A 16,409-nucleotide genomic window follows, 5' to 3' on the forward strand; every position below is an offset into this window, starting at 1 on the left:
CTTTAACTCGTTGTAGTTCTTGGCTTTTCTTATAAATCTACAGCTCTGATATGCTTTCCGACCGCAGGCGGAGGTAGCACCATGCAACTCATTGATATCGGCGTCAACCTGACCAACCCAAGTTTCGACGAAAAGCACCAGGCCGTTCTCGACCGTGCCTACGCCGCCGGGGTGAGCCAATTGGTGCTCACCGGTACCAGTGTCGACGGCAGCGAGCAGGCCCTGGAGCTGTGCCAGCAATTAGACGAAAGCGGCCAGCGGTTGTTCGCCACCGCTGGTATCCACCCTCACTCCGCCAGCGACTGGAACGCCGACAGCGCCACGCGGCTGCGCGGTCTGCTCAAGGAAAGCCGTGTACGTGCCGTGGGTGAATGCGGGCTGGATTTCAACCGGGATTTCTCGCCACGCCCCCAACAGGAAAAAGTTCTCGAAGAACACTTGGCCCTGGCCGTGGAGCTGAAACTCCCGGTATTCCTCCACGAGCGCGACGCCAACCAGCGCCTGCTGGAAATCTTGCGGGACTACCGTGATCACCTGTCAGCCGCCGTGGTGCATTGCTTCACCGGCGAGCAGCGCGCGCTGTTCAGCTACCTCGACCTGGACCTGCATATCGGCATCACTGGCTGGATCTGCGACGAGCGCCGTGGGACGCACTTGCACCCATTGGTCAGGGAAATTCCCCGCGGCCGTCTGATGCTGGAAAGCGATGCGCCCTACCTGCTGCCGCGAACCCTGCGGCCCAAGCCGAAAAACGGTCGCAACGAACCCGCCTATTTGCCGGAAGTCCTGCGGGAAGTCGCCTTGCACCGCGAAGAAACCGTCGAAGACCTGGCGCAACACAGTACCGCGTGCGCCCGTGCCTTTTTTGGGTTGCCTGTGCCGGATTGACGCGGCGCATTGACCCATATCAAAACCTGTTGGCTCGATAGCGGCACAATAATGGCACCTTGCCAATGCTGTTTCCGCTATCAGAGAAAACCTTCCATGGGTGCCTGGCTTAGCAACATCTCGCTGAAGTATAAATTCTGGGCCGTGAACGCGGTGGCCTTCATCACCACCCTGCTGCTGGTGTTGTACGCCGTGCAGCTCGAACAACAGGCACGCAGCCAAGCCTCCCAAGCTTCAGCGCAAGCCCAGGCGAACTTACTCAGCGCCTGGCCCGCCGGCCAGCCACTGCCCAAGGCCGAGCATTGGCTGACCTACACCAAAGGCAAAATCCCACAGCTGGGCGACCAGGATCTGTCGGTCCTGGCCACCGCCACTGGCTGGGTGGATTTCAACCCCATGCCCTTGTTCGGCGAAAACCCGCTGATGGGCGCCGAGGTGATCGGCCGTGCCGACGGCCAGCAGGTCGCCGTGCTGGCCTATGGACCGAGCTTGAGCCAAGTCTTCGAAGAGCGTTTCGCCAACTATGCGGTGGCAGTGATGATACTGATGCTGGCCATGCTCGGTGCCTCACAGCTGCTGATCCGCTTTCTGCTCAGTCAGCTCAACACCCTGAAAGACGTGATGCTGCATGTCGAAAAAACCGGCGATCTTTCAGCCCGCGTCCCCCTTGCGTGCAAGGATGAGGTCGGGCAGATGGCTACAGCCTTTAACGCCATGCAGGCGGGCTACCAACGCGTGGTCAATACCGTTGCGCGCACCGCCAGGCAACTGGACGACGGTGCCGCCCGCCTGGCCAGCAGCATGAACGAGGTACAGCACGGCATGCTCGGCCAACAAAGCGAAACCGACCAGGCCGCCACCGCGATCAACGAGATGACGGCCACCGTCTACCATATCGCCCAACACGCCGGCGCCACCCGTGACCTGTCCCAGACCGCCGACACCCTTGCCGGCAGTGGACGGGAAGTGGTCAGCCGGGTGCAACGCTCGATTGCCGGGCTGTCTACCGGCGTGCAGCAGACCGCCGAAATGATCCAGAAACTCGCCGAGGACAGCCAGAAAATCAACAGCGTGGTCGGGGTGATTCACAGCATCGCCGAGCAGACCAATTTACTGGCCCTTAACGCCGCCATCGAAGCTGCCCGCGCCGGCGAGATGGGCCGCGGCTTTGCCGTGGTCGCCGATGAAGTGCGCAACCTGGCCAAGCGGGTGCAAAGCTCCACCGATGAAATCACCCGCATGGTGTCTGCCCTGCAAGCCGGCACCCGGGACGCGGTGGACTTTATGCAAGAAAGCTCGTTCAAGGCCGATGATTGCGTGCAACAGGCTCAGGAAGCCGGAATTGCCCTCGCCGAAATCACCGGCGCCGTGGCCCAGATGCGTGAGAGCAACACGCAGATTGCCGTCGCGGCCGAACAGCAAAGCCATGTGGCCGAGGAAATGAATCGGGCGGTGGTGAGCATTCGTGACGTCACCGAGAACACCGTACAACAGACGGTAGAATCGGCAACCACCAGCAACGAGCTGGCAACCTTGGCTGGGGAACTGAGCAAGGCAATCGGCCAGTTGAAGCTGTAAACCCTAGAGGGATGGCTATGGCCTCCATAGCCATCCTTGATTCGCCGCCCCGCCCTGCCCGGCCTACACTCTGTTCAAGATGTTTCAACGGACAGAGGAATCACGATCATGGGCAAACGTCATCCAAACCTTCCCGCCTGGCAATGGCGCACCCAGCCGCAGAGTCACCAGCATGCAACCAATCAAGTGCTGGCGCTGCTTGCGCTGCCGCTGTTGGTGATCGGCTTTTTGCTGATGGTCTCTGGAGTGTTCAGCGAAAACTATGCGAGCGTCGCAATCGGCGTTGTCGGCATCCTGGCCGCACTGGCGCTGCAGCATCACGGTCGGGGCCTGGAGGCGCGCACCAGCGATGCCTCCAACGATCAACACCTGTTGGTCTGAGGGCTCAGGCGAACACCACCACCGACTGGCGACTGATAGCGATCAACTGGCCGTCGGGGCTCCACAGCTGCGCCGCAGCATGGCCGTAGCCGTCACGGGCATGTTCGATGTGGACCAGGTACTGGCACCAGTCCAGGGTGCTGAGGGTTTGCAACGGCTGCACGAATTCGATTGTCCAGGTCAGCGTGCTGCCCGCCGCCGGTTGGGTCAGGTGGGGTAACACTGACGGTGGCCATGCATCTACCAGCGCGAGGATGTGCGCTTCGGTCAACGGCTCTTCTTTGACGTCGCCACGCAAGCGGACCCAGCCGCCCATCTCACGCGATTTATTGCCGGTGAACGGCAGGCCGCCCACGCTCCAGCGCATCGCCAGATGCCGCATGAACTCCGGCGTCACTCCTTTGATGTAAGGCAGCTCCTGGCATTCATCCCAGTGTTTGAAGGTGGGCGCCGGTTCGGCCGCGACGTCGATTTGCGACGCCCGCGAAGCGCCAAAACTGGCCTGCACCAAGGTCATCGTTTCACCGTTTTGCACCACACGGCCCAGCAGTTGGCTGACGGCCTTGCCTTCACGCAGCACTTCGACCTGGTAGCTGGCAGACACGTCCGGCGCTACCGGGCCAACAAAGGTAATTGCCAGCGAGCGCAGCGGGCGATCCGCCGGGACCTGTGCACGCAACGCTTCGTATTCCAACGCCACGACCAGGCCGCCAAAGGTGGCGCGGCCCTGGGCCCATTCGGCGGGGACCGAAACGTCCAGCGGGTGGCTGCGGGCAGCGTCGAGCAAATCACTAAAGCGCATGGCGGTCTCAACTTGAAAAAGGATTGAGGGATCTTAACCAGCCAGCCTGCGCCGTACAGCACCTATTCCAGCCAAAAGTCCGGACAGATAGGCCGTGGGCTCAAGCGAAGCAGTCGGCGCTCAACTTGTCCAACACGCGATCCGCTTTCCCTTCGGCCCTGGCCATAGTGCGGTGCCAGCCGGTCACGCAGGGCTGCAAATCGGGTTCGTGCCCGGCTTGCGCCAGCCATTGCCAGCAATCGTGCCAATCGCCGAGGGCGCCCTGGGCTGCCTTGAGACGAGACACGGCTTTGGGTGGCAACTTGTCCAACTCGGGATAAGCCTCGGCCGCATAGCGCACACGCTTGATCAACAGACGCAGGCGATGACGGTCATGGTTGGGATCGTGCAAGGCCTGGCCAAGCTTTTTCCATTGCTTGGCCAGGCGTTTTTCAATGCGTGCGCGCAAGCCCTTGAGCAGTTTCTGCCGTTGGGAGGCGCGAATAAAACGCGGGAATGCATCGAGGATCAGCAGCAACTGCGCCAGCTGCGGCCCTTGGGCAACCGAGCGGTAGGTGGCTGGCTGCTGCTGTATTCGCCGCTCTGCCGCCTCGTGATGACCATGCTGGTGGAGGTATGCCGCCAACACTTCACGGTCGCGAAACGGCGTGGTCAATTGGCCCACTGCACTGGCGGCCGCTTCAAGTTGCTCCACGCCAGGCAACCCGCGCAATGGCCGCAGCAGGCTGCGCAAGCGCCGCACTGTGGTGCGCAAATCATGCAGGGCCTCGTCGTCCGTGACGGCGGCGAGGCGCGCCTGGCAGTTCAGTAACCCAACTTCCAGGCCGATGACCTGAGCGACAAGCTGATCGACCAAGGCTGACATCCTTTCCTCCTCAATGATTAAACCTTCGGGCTTGAGGCCGCCGACGCAGCCTCATTGCACTCGACAGCTGCTACGCGGGGTTAGCGCCCAGCGCGCGATTCACGAATATAGAAACGGGCTTTCTCAGCCTTGTTCGAGCAGCCTTCGAAGGCTTCGAACTGCTGTTGGGTCTTGGCGCCAGTCAACAACGACAGAGCCTTGGAGTAACTCACGGTGCCGGCAAAACCTTCGGCCTTGGCCAGGTCCAGCTCGTGCCAGGCGGCATCCAGTTGCGTGCCGCAGCTATCGCGATAAGCAGTTTTGCCGGCACAACCGGCCAGGGCCAACACGATCACAGGCACACACATCCAGGCTTTCATCAAATGACACCTCAAGAAAAGAAAAAACAGTCACAGCTGTAGACGTTGCCCACACCGAAAAGTGCCTTATCCGACTGCCTGAATCCGCAGTGCCGATTGCCAGAGCATACCCGAGCACAGTGGCCCGCTCGCGAAAATAATCGGTTGTGGCACTGGTGATTGAAGCACGCCCCTCGATGGGTGCATTGTGGTCACCTGTTTTGCGAAGGATCAGGTCATGAACAAACGTGTTGCATTGGTGCTGGGCTCCGGTGGCGCCCGGGGCTACGCCCATATCGGCGTGATCGAGGAAATCGAAAAACGTGGCTATGACATTGCCTGCATCGCCGGCTGCTCCATGGGCGCGGTGGTGGGCGGGATCTATGCCGCGGGCAAGCTGGAGGCGTATCGAAACTGGATCGAAAGCCTCGACTACCTGGACGTGCTGCGCCTGGTCGACGTGAGCTTTCGCCTGGGGGCGATCCGTGGCGAAAAGGTCTTCGGGCAGATCCGCAAAATCGTCGGCGAGATCAACATCGAAGACCTGCGCATTCCCTACACCGCCGTAGCCACCGACCTGACCAACCAGCAGGAAATCTGGTTCCAGGAAGGTTGCCTGCACCAGGCCATGCGCGCTTCGGCGGCGATTCCCAGCCTCTTCACCCCGGTGATGCAGGGCAATCGCATGCTGGTGGACGGCGGCCTGCTGAATCCGCTGCCAATCGTGCCGGTGGTGTCGAGCCACTGCGACCTGATCATTGCGGTCAACCTCAACTCCACCAACCAGAAGCACTACACCCTTCCGGTGATCCAGCGCCCGCCGGCCTTCAGGAGTCGCTTCGACAACCTGGTGCGTTCACTTGGTTCCCACTTGCCGTTTCGCCGCAAGCAGGCGGAGCAGTTGTTGATGCTGGAACAGGAAGCGCTGCTGGCCCAGGCCGCCGATATCAATCCGTGGCTGGAGTCTGCCGAACCGGAGGCCCAGCAACCGGCGGCCGCCCCGGAAAAGGCCGGGGCGCCGAAGTCGGCGACCGGCTCGTTCATCATCGATAACGTGGGGCCGGCGTCGTTGCTGGACTTGATCAACCAGAGTTTCGAGGTGATGCAGACGTCATTGGCGCAGTACAAGATCGCCGGGTATCCGCCGGATATCCTGATCAACGTGCCAAAGCGGGTGTGCCGGTTTTTCGAGTTCTACAAGGCGCCGGAGTTGATCGCGCTGGGGCGGGAGATTGCGAGCGATACGCTGGACCGGTATGAGAGTGAGCAGCACTGAGAGTGCCCGTGGCAGCTGTCGAGCGCCAGCGAGGCTGCGTTGGCCTCACCACCGATTCGAGACTGGCACAACACCGGGTTGCGTCCAACGCAGCCTCGCTGGCGCTCGACAGCTGCTACGGACAATCAGGACTCGTTATTTAACAATCGATAGCCCACCCCGGCCTCAGTCACGATAAACCTCGGCTGAGTCGGGTCATCTGCCAGCTTCTGGCGCAGGTGCCCGACCACAATCCGCAGGTAATGGCTGTCTTCGGTATGGGTCGGCCCCCAGATGTCCTTGAGCAATTGCTGCTGGGTAATCACCCGCCCGGGGTGGCGCGCCAGTTGTGCCAGCACCGCGTATTCCTTGCGGGTCAGCGCCACTTCAACACCGTCCAGCAGCACGCGGCGGTAGGCCAGGTCGACCGTCAGCGGGCCGAAGCACAACGCGGCCTCCTGGGCTTCTCCCGTCGGAGCCTGGCGCAGCAACGCCCGCACCCGCGCCAGAAACTCCTGGATGCCAAACGGCTTGGTCACATAGTCATTGGCGCCGTTATCCAGCGCCTCGACCTTTTGCACTTCGCTGGCCCGCACCGACAGCACCAGCACCGGCACCGTGGACCACTCACGAAACTCGCGCAGCACCTGCTGGCCGTCCATGTCCGGCAGGCCGAGGTCGAGCACCAGCAGGTCCGGTTTACTCAAGGCTGCCTGGGCCAGGCCTTCGTTGCCGGTGCCGGCCTCGATCACTTTGTAGCCCTGGGAGGCCAGGCTGATACGCAAGAACTTGCGGATCTGCGGTTCGTCGTCAATGACCAAAATCGTCGCAGTCTGGCTCATGGTGTCCAATCAAAATCCGTGAAGAAAAGAGGGTAGCTCAAGGTTCGCTTTCCAGGCCAGGTTGGGCCTGCAATGGCAGGAATAAAGTGATGCAGGTGCCGCGGCCTTCAATGCCATCGGCCACGCTGATATGCCCGCCGTGCGCCCCGACCATGCCCTGGCAGATCGCCAGGCCGAGCCCGGTGCCCTGCCCGCCGCGATCACCTCTGGCGGCGGTGTAGAACATGTCAAAAATCTTCGCCCGCTCCTCCTCGGGAATGCCCGGGCCTTCATCGGCGACGGCAAAAAACAACTGGTTATCCAGCACGCCGGCACTGAGTTTCAGGCGGCCTTGGGGCGGCGAGAAGCGTGCGGCGTTTTCCAGTACGTTGACCAGCGCTTGCTCGATCAAGGCTGCGTGCACGTACAGCAACGGCAACTCGGGCGGCACGTCGGTGGTCACTTGCAGCGGCGCCAGCACTGCGCGCAGACGGCCAAGGGAACTGCCGACGATGTCGCCGGGTGAGACCCAATCCCGTGCCAGTTTCAGCGCGCCGTGGCCCAGGCGAGTCATGTCCAGCAGGTTCTGGATGTAGCGATCCAGGCGTTCGGCTTCATCGCGGGTGCCTTCGAGCAACTCCCGGCGATCCTCCAGCGCAATCGCCTCGCCGAGGGCCAGCAGGCTGTCGATGCTGCCGCGCATGGAAGTCAGCGGCGTGCGTAAATCATGGGACACAGAGGCCAGCAAGGCGCTGCGCAATTGCTCGGTTTCGCCGTGCAGGCGGGCCGCTTCCAGTTCCTGGCCCAGTTGCGCACGGGCCAGGGCCTGGGCCAAGGGCTGGCTCAAGGCCGTGAGCAGGCGACGGCGTTGGCCGCTTAGTTCGAGCCCGGGTTTCGGGCTGACGCCCAGCAGGCCCAGCGGGCCTTCTTCGCCGGACAACGGCCACCACCACCAGCGCCCGAACGGCAAGGTGCCGGTGCCCATGCCCGCCGGTTGATCGTGCTGCCAGGCCCAGTCGGCGGCGGCGCGTTCGGCTTCGGTGAAGGTGATCGGCCCGCCGGTCTCGACCTTCCAGTCGCCCTGCCCGTCGCGGTTGAGCAGGCACAACTGCAGGTCGCTCCAGCCTTCCAGGTGATGCGCGGCCGCGCTGATTACCGCCTGGCGATCCGTCGCGGCGGTGAGCTTGCGGGACAGGTCGAGCAACTCGCTGGTTTCTTCCTGGGTGTCGCGCAATGCCTGCAACTGCCGACGCTGGCGCGCGGCCAGGTTGCCGGTGAGCGCGGCCATCAGCAGGAAGAACAACAGCGTCAGCACGTCTTCTTCACGCTGGATCGCGAAGGAAAAATTCGGCGGGATAAACAGGAAGTCGTAGCTCAAGAACGATAACGCCGCACACGCCAGCGCCGGGCCCAAACTGCTGCGCACCGCCACCAGCAATACGGCGGCAAGGAACACCAGCGAGATATTCGGCAACGGTAAAACACTGGCAACCCCCCAGGCGACCGCCGCCGCAATCACGGTCGCCACCACTGCCAGGGCATAGTCAAACCACACCAGCCCTCGCACATCCGGCAAGCGGGGCGGGGCCGGCACTTCATCGCTGTCGAGGACGTTGATTTCCAGGCCACGGGCATTGCGCAGCAAACGTGACGCCAAGCCACCACCCAACACCGTGCGATGCCAACGCGGCCGCGACTGCCCCACCAGGATCAAGCTGGCACGACGCTCGGCGGCGTGCTGGATCAGCGTCTTCGCCACCTCTCCCGCCCGCAGCAGCACCACTTCACCGCCAAGGCGTTCGGCCAGTTGCTGGGCATTTTGCAGGCGCAGGCGCGAGTGTTCATCGCGCACCCGGCCGTTATCCACATGCACCAGGCTCCACGGCAAATGCCGGCGCTGGGCCACGCGGCTGGCATGGCGCACCAGGCGTTCGGCCTGGGCATCACCGTCCACACCGACCAGCAATCGGCCACGCACAGCCGGCGCGGCCTGGCCCAATTGGCGATAACCCTGGGCAAGGTCATCGTCGACGTGGGCCGCAGCGGTTTGCATCGCCAACTCGCGCAGGGCCATGAGGTTGGTCTGGGTGAAGAACGCATCGATGGCGGCGCGGGCCTGCTCCGGCACATAGACCTTGCCGTCGCGCAGGCGCTCCAGCAATTCGCGGGATGGCAGGTCGATCAGCAGCAGCTCATCGGCTTCCTGCAAGACCCAGTCGGGCAAGGTCTCACGCACTTGCACGCCAGTGATGCCGCGCACTTGGTCGTTGAGGCTTTCCAGGTGCTGCACATTGACTGTGGTGAAGACGTTGATGCCGGCAGACAGCAGTTCCTGAATGTCTTGCCAGCGTTTTTCGTGGCGGCTGCCGGGGGCGTTGCTGTGGGCCAGTTCGTCTACCAGCACCAGCTTGGGCCTGGCGGCAAGCAGGCCGTCGAGGTCCATTTCCTCGAGCATCACGCCACGGTATTCGCAGCGCAACAGCGGCTGTTGCGGCAGGCCACTGAGCAAGGCTTCGGTCTCGGCGCGGCCATGGGTTTCCACCACGCCTGCGATCAGCCGCACGCCCTGGCGCAGTTGAGTGTGGGCGGCCTGGAGCATGGCGTAGGTCTTGCCCACGCCGGGGGCGGCGCCGAGGAAGACTTTGAGCCGGCCACGGCCGTCCCGGGGTAGATCGGCTAATAGGGCATCGGCGCGGCCGGAGTCGCTCATGCGGGCAGTCTTCCTTCAGGTGTTGATGTGGTGATAGTGATGCCGTCATCGCGGGCAAGCCCGGCTCCCACAGTTGATCTTCAGTGAATCCAGACTTTGTGCTCAACAAAGATCAACTGTGGGAGCGGGCTTGCCCGCGATTGGCGGCGCCACTGCTTACAACTTTTCCAAGGCCATGTTCAACGCCAAAACGTTCACCACCGGCGGCCCTACCAACGGGCTTTCGATGTGCTCGTCCATCAAGCGCTCCAGGGTCGCCACCGGCAGGTTACGTGCAGCGGCCACCCGAGCCAGTTGATAGGCAATCGCCTGTGGTGGCAAGTGTGGATCAAGACCGCTGCCGGAGGTAGTCAGCAATGCCATCGGCACCGGCCCCTGGCCAGGTACCAGCAGCTTGTTGGCATCGTCAAATACACGCGTAGCCAACGCCGGGTTGCTTGGGCCGAGGTTGCTGGCACTGCTGGAAACGGTAGCAAACGCACCGGCAGATGGCCGCGGGTGGAACCAGCCGTCGCCGGTGAAATCCTGGGCGATCAGGCTCGAACCACGCACCTTGCCACTGGCATCGCGCACCAGGCTGCCGTTGGCTTGATCAGGAAACGCGACTTGCGCCACGCCGGTGACAACCAGGGGATAAGCCACGCCGGTGATCAGGGTCATCAACACCAGCAGGCTCAGGGCCGGACGGATTATGTTGGACATATCAAATTCCTCAATTCGGTCATTGCAACCTGCAGGCACCGGTTTGCCGGCACCCACAGGCATCGGTTCAAACCAGGTGCAGCGCGGTCAGCAGCATGTCGATCGCCTTGATGCCCACGAACGGCACCAGAATCCCGCCCAGGCCGTAGATCAGCAGGTTGCGACGCAGTAACGCTGCGGCACTCGCCGCCTGCACCCGCACACCGCGCAGCGCCAGCGGGATCAGCACCACGATGATCAACGCGTTGAACACGATGGCCGAGAGGATCGCGCTCTGCGGGCTTTGCAGGTGCATCACGTTGAGCACGCCCAGTTGCGGGTAGATCGAGGCGAACAGCGCCGGCAGAATCGCGAAGTACTTGGCCACGTCGTTGGCGATCGAAAAGGTCGTCAGCGCGCCGCGCGTCACCAGCAATTCCTTGCCGATCTGCACCACGTCCAGCAGCTTGGTGGGGTCGCTGTCGAGGTCGACCATGTTGGCCGCTTCACGGGCGGCTTGCGTGCCGTCGTTCATCGCCATGCCGACGTCGGCCTGGGCCAGCGCCGGGGCGTCGTTGGCACCGTCGCCGCACATTGCAACCAGGCGGCCGTCGTTCTGTTCGTGACGAATACGCGCGAGTTTTTTCTCCGGAGTGGCCTCGGCAAGCACGTCATCCACACCGGCTTCAGCGGCAATCGCAGCAGCGGTCAGCGGGTTGTCGCCGGTGACCATCACGGTGCGGATCCCCAGCTTGCGCAGCTCTGCGAAACGCTCGCGAATGCCGGGTTTGACCACGTCCTTGAGGTGGATCGCGCCGAGCAATTTGCCGTCGGCACACACCAGCAACGGGGTGCCGCCGCTCTGGGCGATCTTGTCGATTTCCCGGGACAGCGCCGGTTGCAGGTCGCGGCGTTGCAGGCCGATGAACGCCAGCAGAGAATCCACGGCGCCTTTACGGAACACACGGCCCTGGTAGTCGACGCCGGAAAGGCGGGTTTCCGCGCTGAACGGTACGCAGGTCAGTTCATCCGCCGACGGCTCGGCTTGCGGATGCAGGCCACGCAGGTACTCGACGATGGATTTGCCTTCGGCCGTGTCGTCCGCCAGGGACGCCAGCAGCGCGCCCTCGGCAAGGTCCTTGCCGCTGACGCCGGGCGCAGCGATCACGTTGGTGCACCGACGGTTACCGAAGGTGATGGTGCCGGTCTTGTCCAGCAACAGCACGTGCACGTCCCCTGCCGCTTCCACCGCGCGCCCGGATTTGGCGATCACGTTGAGGCGCACCAGGCGGTCCATACCGGCAATACCAATCGCGGATAACAGGCCGCCGATGGTGGTCGGAATCAGCGTGACCAGCAGCGCCACCAGGAACACCAGCGGCAGGCTGCCATTGGCGAAGTGGGCGAACGGTTGCAGGGTCACCACCACCAGCAGGAAGATCAGCGTCAGGCCGATCAGCAGGATGTCCAGCGCCACTTCGTTGGGGGTTTTCTGGCGCTTGGCGCCTTCCACCAGGGCGATCATGCGGTCCAGGGTCGACTCGCCCGGGTTGGCGGTGATGCGGATCATCAACCAGTCCGAAACCAGGCGGGTGTTGCCGGTGACCGCCGAGCGGTCGCCGCCGGACTCACGAATGACCGGCGCGGATTCGCCGGTAATCGCCGCTTCGTTGACTGCGGCAATACCTTCGATCACTTCGCCGTCACCCGGGATCATTTCCCCGGCGGCCACACGCACCACATCACCTTTGCGCAGGCTGGTGGCCGGCACGACCTTGAAGCTGCCGTCCCCTTCCTTGCGGCGCGCACTGAGGCCTTCGCTGCCGGCCTTGAGGCTGTCGGCGCGGGCCTTGCCGCGACCTTCGGCCAAGGCTTCGGCGAAGTTGGCGAACAGCACGGTGAACCACAGCCATACCGCGATTTGCACCGAGACGTAGGTGGGTACGGCGACGTCCGGCACAAAGCACAGAACGGTGGTGAGGATGGCGGTCAGTTCGACCACCAACATCACCGGCGAGCGTTGCAGCTGGCGTGGATCCAGCTTGACGAACGCCTGGACCAGCGCCGGGCGCCACAGGGCCGACATCGCGGTTTTGGCAGGCTCCTGGGTTTTCACGGGAGCCGTGTTTTTTGCAGGCAAGTTCATTTTCATATCCCCTAGGCTCTTCATTTAAAAAGCAGCCATGCTCAGATGTTCAGCAATCGGGCCCAGTGCCAGCGTCGGCAGGAAGGTCAGGCCGCCCACCAGCAAAATGGTCACGGTCAACAGGGTCACGAACAGCACACCGTGGGTCGGGAAGCTGTTCTGGCCAATCGGTGCGGTTTTCTTCATCGCCAGGCTGCCGGCCAGGGCCAGTACCGGGAAGATGTAGCCGAAGCGGCCAAGCAACATCGACAGGCTCATCATCAAGTTGTGGAACGTGGTGTTGGCGCTGAAACCGCCGAACGCCGAACCGTTGTTGGCACTGGCCGAGGTGTAGGCGTACAGCAACTGGCTGAAACCGTGGGGGCCAGGGTTGCTGATAGCACCGGCCGGGCCAGGCAGGGTGGCGGCGATGGCGCCCAGCACCAGGGTGCCAACCGGCATTACCAACAGGGTCACGACCAGCAGTTGCACTTCCTTGGCCTGGAGTTTCTTACCGAGGTATTCCGGTGTGCGGCCAATCATCAAGCCGGCGAGGAACACCGCGATCAACACGTTGAGCAACATGCCGTACATACCGGCACCGACGCCGCCGAAGATCACTTCACCGACCATCATGTTGACCAGCGAGACCATCCCGGTCAGGGGGTTGAGGCTGTCTTGCATGCCGTTGACCGAACCGTTGGACGCAGCGGTGGTAGCCACCGACCACAACACGGTGCCGGTGGTGCCAAAGCGCGCCTCTTTACCTTCCTGCGGTGCGGCCTGTTCAACCGCCGGGTTGTTCAGCGACGGGTTGGGCTGATATTCGGCCCACATCGCAGTCGCACCGCCGATCAGGAACAAGGCAAACATGCAACCGAGGATCGCCCGGCTCTGACGCAGGTCTTTCACGTAGTGGCCAAAGGTGAACACCAGCGCGACCGGAATCAGGATGATCGCGCCCAGTTCAAACAGGTTGGCCCAGGCCGTCGGGTCTTCGAACGGATGCGCCGAGTTGACACCGAAGAAACCGCCGCCGTTGGTGCCCAATTGCTTGATCGCAATCTGGCTGGCCGCCGGGCCCAGTGGAATCACCTGGTCAACGCCCTGCAGGGTCACCGCGTTCACGTAGTGAGCGAAGGTTTGTGGCACGCCCTGCCAGACCAGGAACAGCGCAAATACCAGGCACATCGGCAGCAGGCCGTAGAGGGTGGCGCGGGTCATGTCGACCCAGAAGTTGCCCAGGGTCTTGGTGGATTTGCGACCGATCCCACGGCAAAAGGCGACAAGCACCGCAAGGCCGGTGGCGGCACTGACAAAGTTCTGCACGGTGAGGCCTGCCATCTGACTGAGGTAGCTCAGGGAGGCTTCACCGCTGTAGTTCTGCCAGTTGGTGTTGGTCATGAAACTGATAGCGGTGTTGAACGCCAGGGTCCATTCCAGGCCCGGTAGTTTCTGCGGATTCAGCGGCAGGTATTGCTGGAACAGCAAAAACGCGAACAGCAGCACGAAACCTGCGACGTTGAAGGCAAGCAAGGCCAGTGCATACTTCTGCCAGCTTTGCTCCTGATCGGCGTCGACACCCGAAAGGCGATAGCAAACGCGCTCGACCGGGCCGAACACCGGCGTGAGCCAGGTGCGCTGCCCTTCCATTACCTTGTAGTAAAACCGCCCCAGGGCCGGTGCCGGAATCAGCACCAAGGCAAAGAAGGCGATGATCAGCCAATAGTCATAACTGTGCATAGCCTGCTCCTAGTTCCGATCCGCGCGTAACAGCGCAACCAGCAGATAAATGAACAGCGCCACAGCCAACAGCAGTGACACCCCGTCCAGAACGCTCATGGAAGTTTCTCCGTCGTGCGGCGGCTGCCGCGTGTAGGGGGATTGTCCGCAGGAGTGGCGTAAAGGAACGAGAGCGACGGTATGGGTGGGGCGTAAAGAGCGCGTAAAGAGTGGGTTTACGCGGGATTTACAGAGGGATTTTCAGTGGCTGGCGGGGCCTCATCGCGGGCAAGCCCGGCTCCCACATTGATTGAAGTTAGCCGTGGCAACTCGGTTGAGTGTGGGAGCCGGGCTTGCCCGCGATGGCGTCAGACCAGGCACTACCGCCCTTATCTGGTGCGTAGCCGCATAAATTCAAACGCCAAACCATCCCCCATACGACAGTTCAGCGCCTTTACGACACCACCCTGCGTGCTGGCATGGCCGCTGCAACACCTTGAATCATTCCAAACCGTTCAGGGAGAGCAATACGATGAACACACAACTCAAACCCACCTTGGGCACCCTGCATTTGTGGGGTATCGCCGTCGGGCTGGTGATTTCCGGGGAATATTTCGGCTGGAGCTATGGCTGGGGCGTGGCGGGAACGCTGGGCTTTCTGGTGACCTCATTGATGGTCGCCGCTATGTACACCTGCTTTATATTCAGTTTCACCGAACTGACCACCGCGATTCCTCACGCTGGCGGCCCGTTTGCCTACAGCCGCCGGGCGTTTGGTGAAAAAGGCGGCTTGATTGCCGGGCTGGCGACATTGATTGAATTCGTGTTCGCTCCGCCCGCCATCGCACTGGCCATCGGTGCGTATTTAAATGTGCAATTCCCGGCACTGGACCCCAAACATGCAGCGGTCGGCGCCTACATCGTCTTCATGGGCCTGAACATTCTTGGCGTGAAGCTGGCCGCCACCTTCGAATTGGTGGTGTGTGTGCTCGCCGTCGCCGAACTGCTGGTGTTCATGGGCGTGGTCGCCCCCGCCTTCAGCTTCAGCAACTTCGCCCTGAATGGCTGGGCCGGTTCCGACACCTTTGGCGCGCCAGCGATTGCCGGCATGTTTGCTGCGATCCCGTTCGCCATCTGGTTTTTTCTTGCCATTGAAGGCGCCGCCATGGCCGCCGAAGAAGCGATAGATCCCAAGCGCACCATTCCGAAGGCCTACATCAGCGGCATCCTGACCCTGGTGATACTGGCCATGGGCGTGATGTTCTTTGCTGGCGGCGTGGGCGATTGGCGCACCCTGTCGAACATCAACGACCCGCTGCCCCAAGCCATGAAAACCGTGGTCGGTGACAGCTCGGGCTGGCTGCACATGCTGGTATGGATCGGCCTGTTCGGCCTGGTGGCCAGCTTCCACGGGATCATCCTGGGCTACTCCCGCCAGTTCTTTGCCCTGGCTCGCGCGGGCTACCTGCCCTCCTTTCTCGCCAAACTCTCACGTTTCCAGACGCCGCACCGCGCAATTATCGCCGGCGGCATCGTCGGTATCGCGGCCATCTACAGCGACGGGCTGATCAACCTGGGCGGCATGACCCTGACCGCGGCAATGATCACCATGGCGGTGTTCGGTGCCATCGTCATGTACATCATGAGTATGCTCAGCTTGTTCAAACTGCGCAAAACCGAGCCGCTGCTGGAGCGCACCTTCCGCGCACCGGGCTATCCGATTGTGCCTGGGATTGCACTGGTACTGGCGGTGGTGTGCCTGGTAGCGATGGCGTGGTTCAACGCGTTGATCGGCCTGATTTTCCTGGGCTTCATGCTGGTGGGATTCGTGTACTTCCAACTGACGGCGCAAGACCGCGCCAATGCGCCGGCGGATGCAATGTTGACCGGGCTCTGAGTGACCGAGGCAGAACGGGCCTACAATGAACTACTAAGAAAGCCCGTTACTCAAAGCAGTCATTACCGTGGGAAATTTACCCACGGTTTGCTGCCTCAAGGAGAGCCCTATGCCGTGGTATGCCTGGTTGATTTTAGTGGTCGCGATCGGTTCGATCGTCGGTGGTTTGTTGATGCTGCGAGACAGCGCCAACAAGGTTGAATTGACTGAAGAACAACGCCAGCGCGTGGCAGAGCGCAATGCGCAAGCGGACTCCAAGGATGCGCAGGATCGTTGAGTTTCATGCGGCTGCGGATCGTTGAGTACTACAATTTTGTAAACGGCCGCCTACGCGCGGGAAAGCTTG

General features: G+C 62.1%; 14 protein-coding genes and 1 pseudogene. 6 read left to right on the top strand and 9 right to left on the bottom strand.

The features are described 5' to 3' along the window. Positions 1-81 precede the first annotated feature (81 nt). The 3 genes and pseudogenes from ACZRN6_RS00735 to ACZRN6_RS00745 all read left to right on the top strand — a co-directional run. On the top strand, positions 82-888 hold the full coding sequence (locus ACZRN6_RS00735) for a TatD family hydrolase (protein WP_322144063.1): 807 nt from the start codon (positions 82-84) through the stop codon (positions 886-888). A 96-nt stretch (positions 889-984) separates the two neighbouring features. Beyond that, the gene (locus tag ACZRN6_RS00740; protein WP_464006992.1) at positions 985-2,466 is read left to right on the top strand and encodes a methyl-accepting chemotaxis protein; all 1,482 of its coding nucleotides are present in this window, start codon (positions 985-987) and stop codon (positions 2,464-2,466) included. A 108-nt stretch (positions 2,467-2,574) separates the two neighbouring features. After that, positions 2,575-2,832, top strand: a pseudogene (locus ACZRN6_RS00745) (terminase); the annotation flags it as partial. Between the two features lie 19 nt (positions 2,833-2,851). Here ACZRN6_RS00745 and ACZRN6_RS00750 read toward each other — a convergent pair. The 3 genes from ACZRN6_RS00750 to ACZRN6_RS00760 all read right to left on the bottom strand — a co-directional run bounded on the left by ACZRN6_RS00750 (position 2,852) and on the right by ACZRN6_RS00760 (position 4,873). Continuing rightward, positions 2,852-3,649 (bottom strand): acyl-CoA thioesterase, encoded by a 798-nt coding sequence (locus ACZRN6_RS00750; protein WP_322144061.1) that lies wholly within the window; start codon positions 3,647-3,649, stop codon positions 2,852-2,854. A gap of 100 nt (positions 3,650-3,749) precedes the next feature. Continuing rightward, a complete protein-coding gene (locus ACZRN6_RS00755) occupies positions 3,750-4,514 on the bottom strand; it encodes a CHAD domain-containing protein (RefSeq protein WP_464006993.1) in 765 nt (254 codons plus the stop codon). Positions 4,515-4,594: 80 nt separating this feature from the next. Next, positions 4,595-4,873 (bottom strand): hypothetical protein, encoded by a 279-nt coding sequence (locus tag ACZRN6_RS00760; RefSeq protein ID WP_010176194.1) that lies wholly within the window; start codon positions 4,871-4,873, stop codon positions 4,595-4,597. 217 nt (positions 4,874-5,090) lie between these two features. On the opposite strand from ACZRN6_RS00760, the gene ACZRN6_RS00765 reads away from it, so the two are divergent. Continuing rightward, positions 5,091-6,128: a patatin-like phospholipase family protein gene (locus ACZRN6_RS00765; protein WP_322144059.1), complete on the top strand. Its 1,038-nt coding sequence runs from the start codon at positions 5,091-5,093 to the stop codon at positions 6,126-6,128. Positions 6,129-6,253: 125 nt separating this feature from the next. On the opposite strand, the gene ACZRN6_RS00770 is transcribed toward ACZRN6_RS00765, so the two are convergent. The 6 genes from ACZRN6_RS00770 to kdpF form a co-directional block, all read right to left on the bottom strand. Next, the gene (locus ACZRN6_RS00770) at positions 6,254-6,949 is read right to left on the bottom strand and encodes a response regulator (protein ID WP_322144058.1); all 696 of its coding nucleotides are present in this window, start codon (positions 6,947-6,949) and stop codon (positions 6,254-6,256) included. Between the two features lie 37 nt (positions 6,950-6,986). Then, complete coding sequence (locus ACZRN6_RS00775; protein WP_464006994.1) at positions 6,987-9,638, bottom strand: DUF4118 domain-containing protein; 2,652 nt, start codon at positions 9,636-9,638, stop codon at positions 6,987-6,989. Between the two features lie 156 nt (positions 9,639-9,794). Continuing rightward, positions 9,795-10,340 carry a potassium-transporting ATPase subunit KdpC gene (gene kdpC, locus ACZRN6_RS00780; RefSeq protein WP_464006995.1) on the bottom strand — a complete coding sequence of 182 codons (546 nt, stop codon included), beginning with the start codon at positions 10,338-10,340 and terminating at the stop codon, positions 9,795-9,797. Positions 10,341-10,407: 67 nt separating this feature from the next. Further along, positions 10,408-12,465 (bottom strand): potassium-transporting ATPase subunit KdpB, encoded by a 2,058-nt coding sequence (gene kdpB, locus ACZRN6_RS00785; RefSeq protein ID WP_464006996.1) that lies wholly within the window; start codon positions 12,463-12,465, stop codon positions 10,408-10,410. Positions 12,466-12,489: 24 nt separating this feature from the next. Further along, positions 12,490-14,187, bottom strand: a complete 1,698-nt coding sequence (kdpA, locus tag ACZRN6_RS00790; RefSeq protein WP_322144054.1) for a potassium-transporting ATPase subunit KdpA — start codon at positions 14,185-14,187, stop codon at positions 12,490-12,492. Between the two features lie 9 nt (positions 14,188-14,196). Then, positions 14,197-14,286, bottom strand: a complete 90-nt coding sequence (kdpF, locus tag ACZRN6_RS00795; protein ID WP_003218754.1) for a K(+)-transporting ATPase subunit F — start codon at positions 14,284-14,286, stop codon at positions 14,197-14,199. Positions 14,287-14,698: 412 nt separating this feature from the next. On the opposite strand from kdpF, the gene eat reads away from it, so the two are divergent. Together eat and ACZRN6_RS00805 are read left to right on the top strand one after the other, a co-directional pair. After that, entirely contained in the window at positions 14,699-16,063 is a 1,365-nt protein-coding gene (gene eat / locus ACZRN6_RS00800) for an ethanolamine permease (RefSeq protein ID WP_322144053.1), read from the top strand. 109 nt (positions 16,064-16,172) lie between these two features. Next, positions 16,173-16,340, top strand: a complete 168-nt coding sequence (locus tag ACZRN6_RS00805; protein ID WP_017477341.1) for a DUF2897 family protein — start codon at positions 16,173-16,175, stop codon at positions 16,338-16,340. The last annotated feature ends 69 nt before the right edge of the window (positions 16,341-16,409 follow it).

It is taken from the genome of Pseudomonas sp. A125, assembly GCF_055409485.1.

Coding starts and splice junctions, on each gene's coding strand:
- ACZRN6_RS00750 (WP_322144061.1), bottom strand. CDS start 3,649: ATGCGCTTTAGTGATTTGCTCGACGCTGCCCGCAGCCACCCGCTGGAC.
- ACZRN6_RS00765 (WP_322144059.1), top strand. CDS start 5,091: ATGAACAAACGTGTTGCATTGGTGCTGGGCTCCGGTGGCGCCCGGGGC.
- ACZRN6_RS00770 (WP_322144058.1), bottom strand. CDS start 6,949: ATGAGCCAGACTGCGACGATTTTGGTCATTGACGACGAACCGCAGATC.
- kdpB (WP_464006996.1), bottom strand. CDS start 12,465: ATGAACTTGCCTGCAAAAAACACGGCTCCCGTGAAAACCCAGGAGCCT.
- ACZRN6_RS00735 (WP_322144063.1), top strand. CDS start 82: ATGCAACTCATTGATATCGGCGTCAACCTGACCAACCCAAGTTTCGAC.
- kdpC (WP_464006995.1), bottom strand. CDS start 10,340: ATGTCCAACATAATCCGTCCGGCCCTGAGCCTGCTGGTGTTGATGACC.
- eat (WP_322144053.1), top strand. CDS start 14,699: ATGAACACACAACTCAAACCCACCTTGGGCACCCTGCATTTGTGGGGT.
- ACZRN6_RS00760 (WP_010176194.1), bottom strand. CDS start 4,873: ATGAAAGCCTGGATGTGTGTGCCTGTGATCGTGTTGGCCCTGGCCGGT.
- ACZRN6_RS00775 (WP_464006994.1), bottom strand. CDS start 9,638: ATGAGCGACTCCGGCCGCGCCGATGCCCTATTAGCCGATCTACCCCGG.
- kdpF (WP_003218754.1), bottom strand. CDS start 14,286: ATGAGCGTTCTGGACGGGGTGTCACTGCTGTTGGCTGTGGCGCTGTTC.
- ACZRN6_RS00755 (WP_464006993.1), bottom strand. CDS start 4,514: ATGTCAGCCTTGGTCGATCAGCTTGTCGCTCAGGTCATCGGCCTGGAA.
- ACZRN6_RS00805 (WP_017477341.1), top strand. CDS start 16,173: ATGCCGTGGTATGCCTGGTTGATTTTAGTGGTCGCGATCGGTTCGATC.
- ACZRN6_RS00740 (WP_464006992.1), top strand. CDS start 985: ATGGGTGCCTGGCTTAGCAACATCTCGCTGAAGTATAAATTCTGGGCC.
- kdpA (WP_322144054.1), bottom strand. CDS start 14,187: ATGCACAGTTATGACTATTGGCTGATCATCGCCTTCTTTGCCTTGGTG.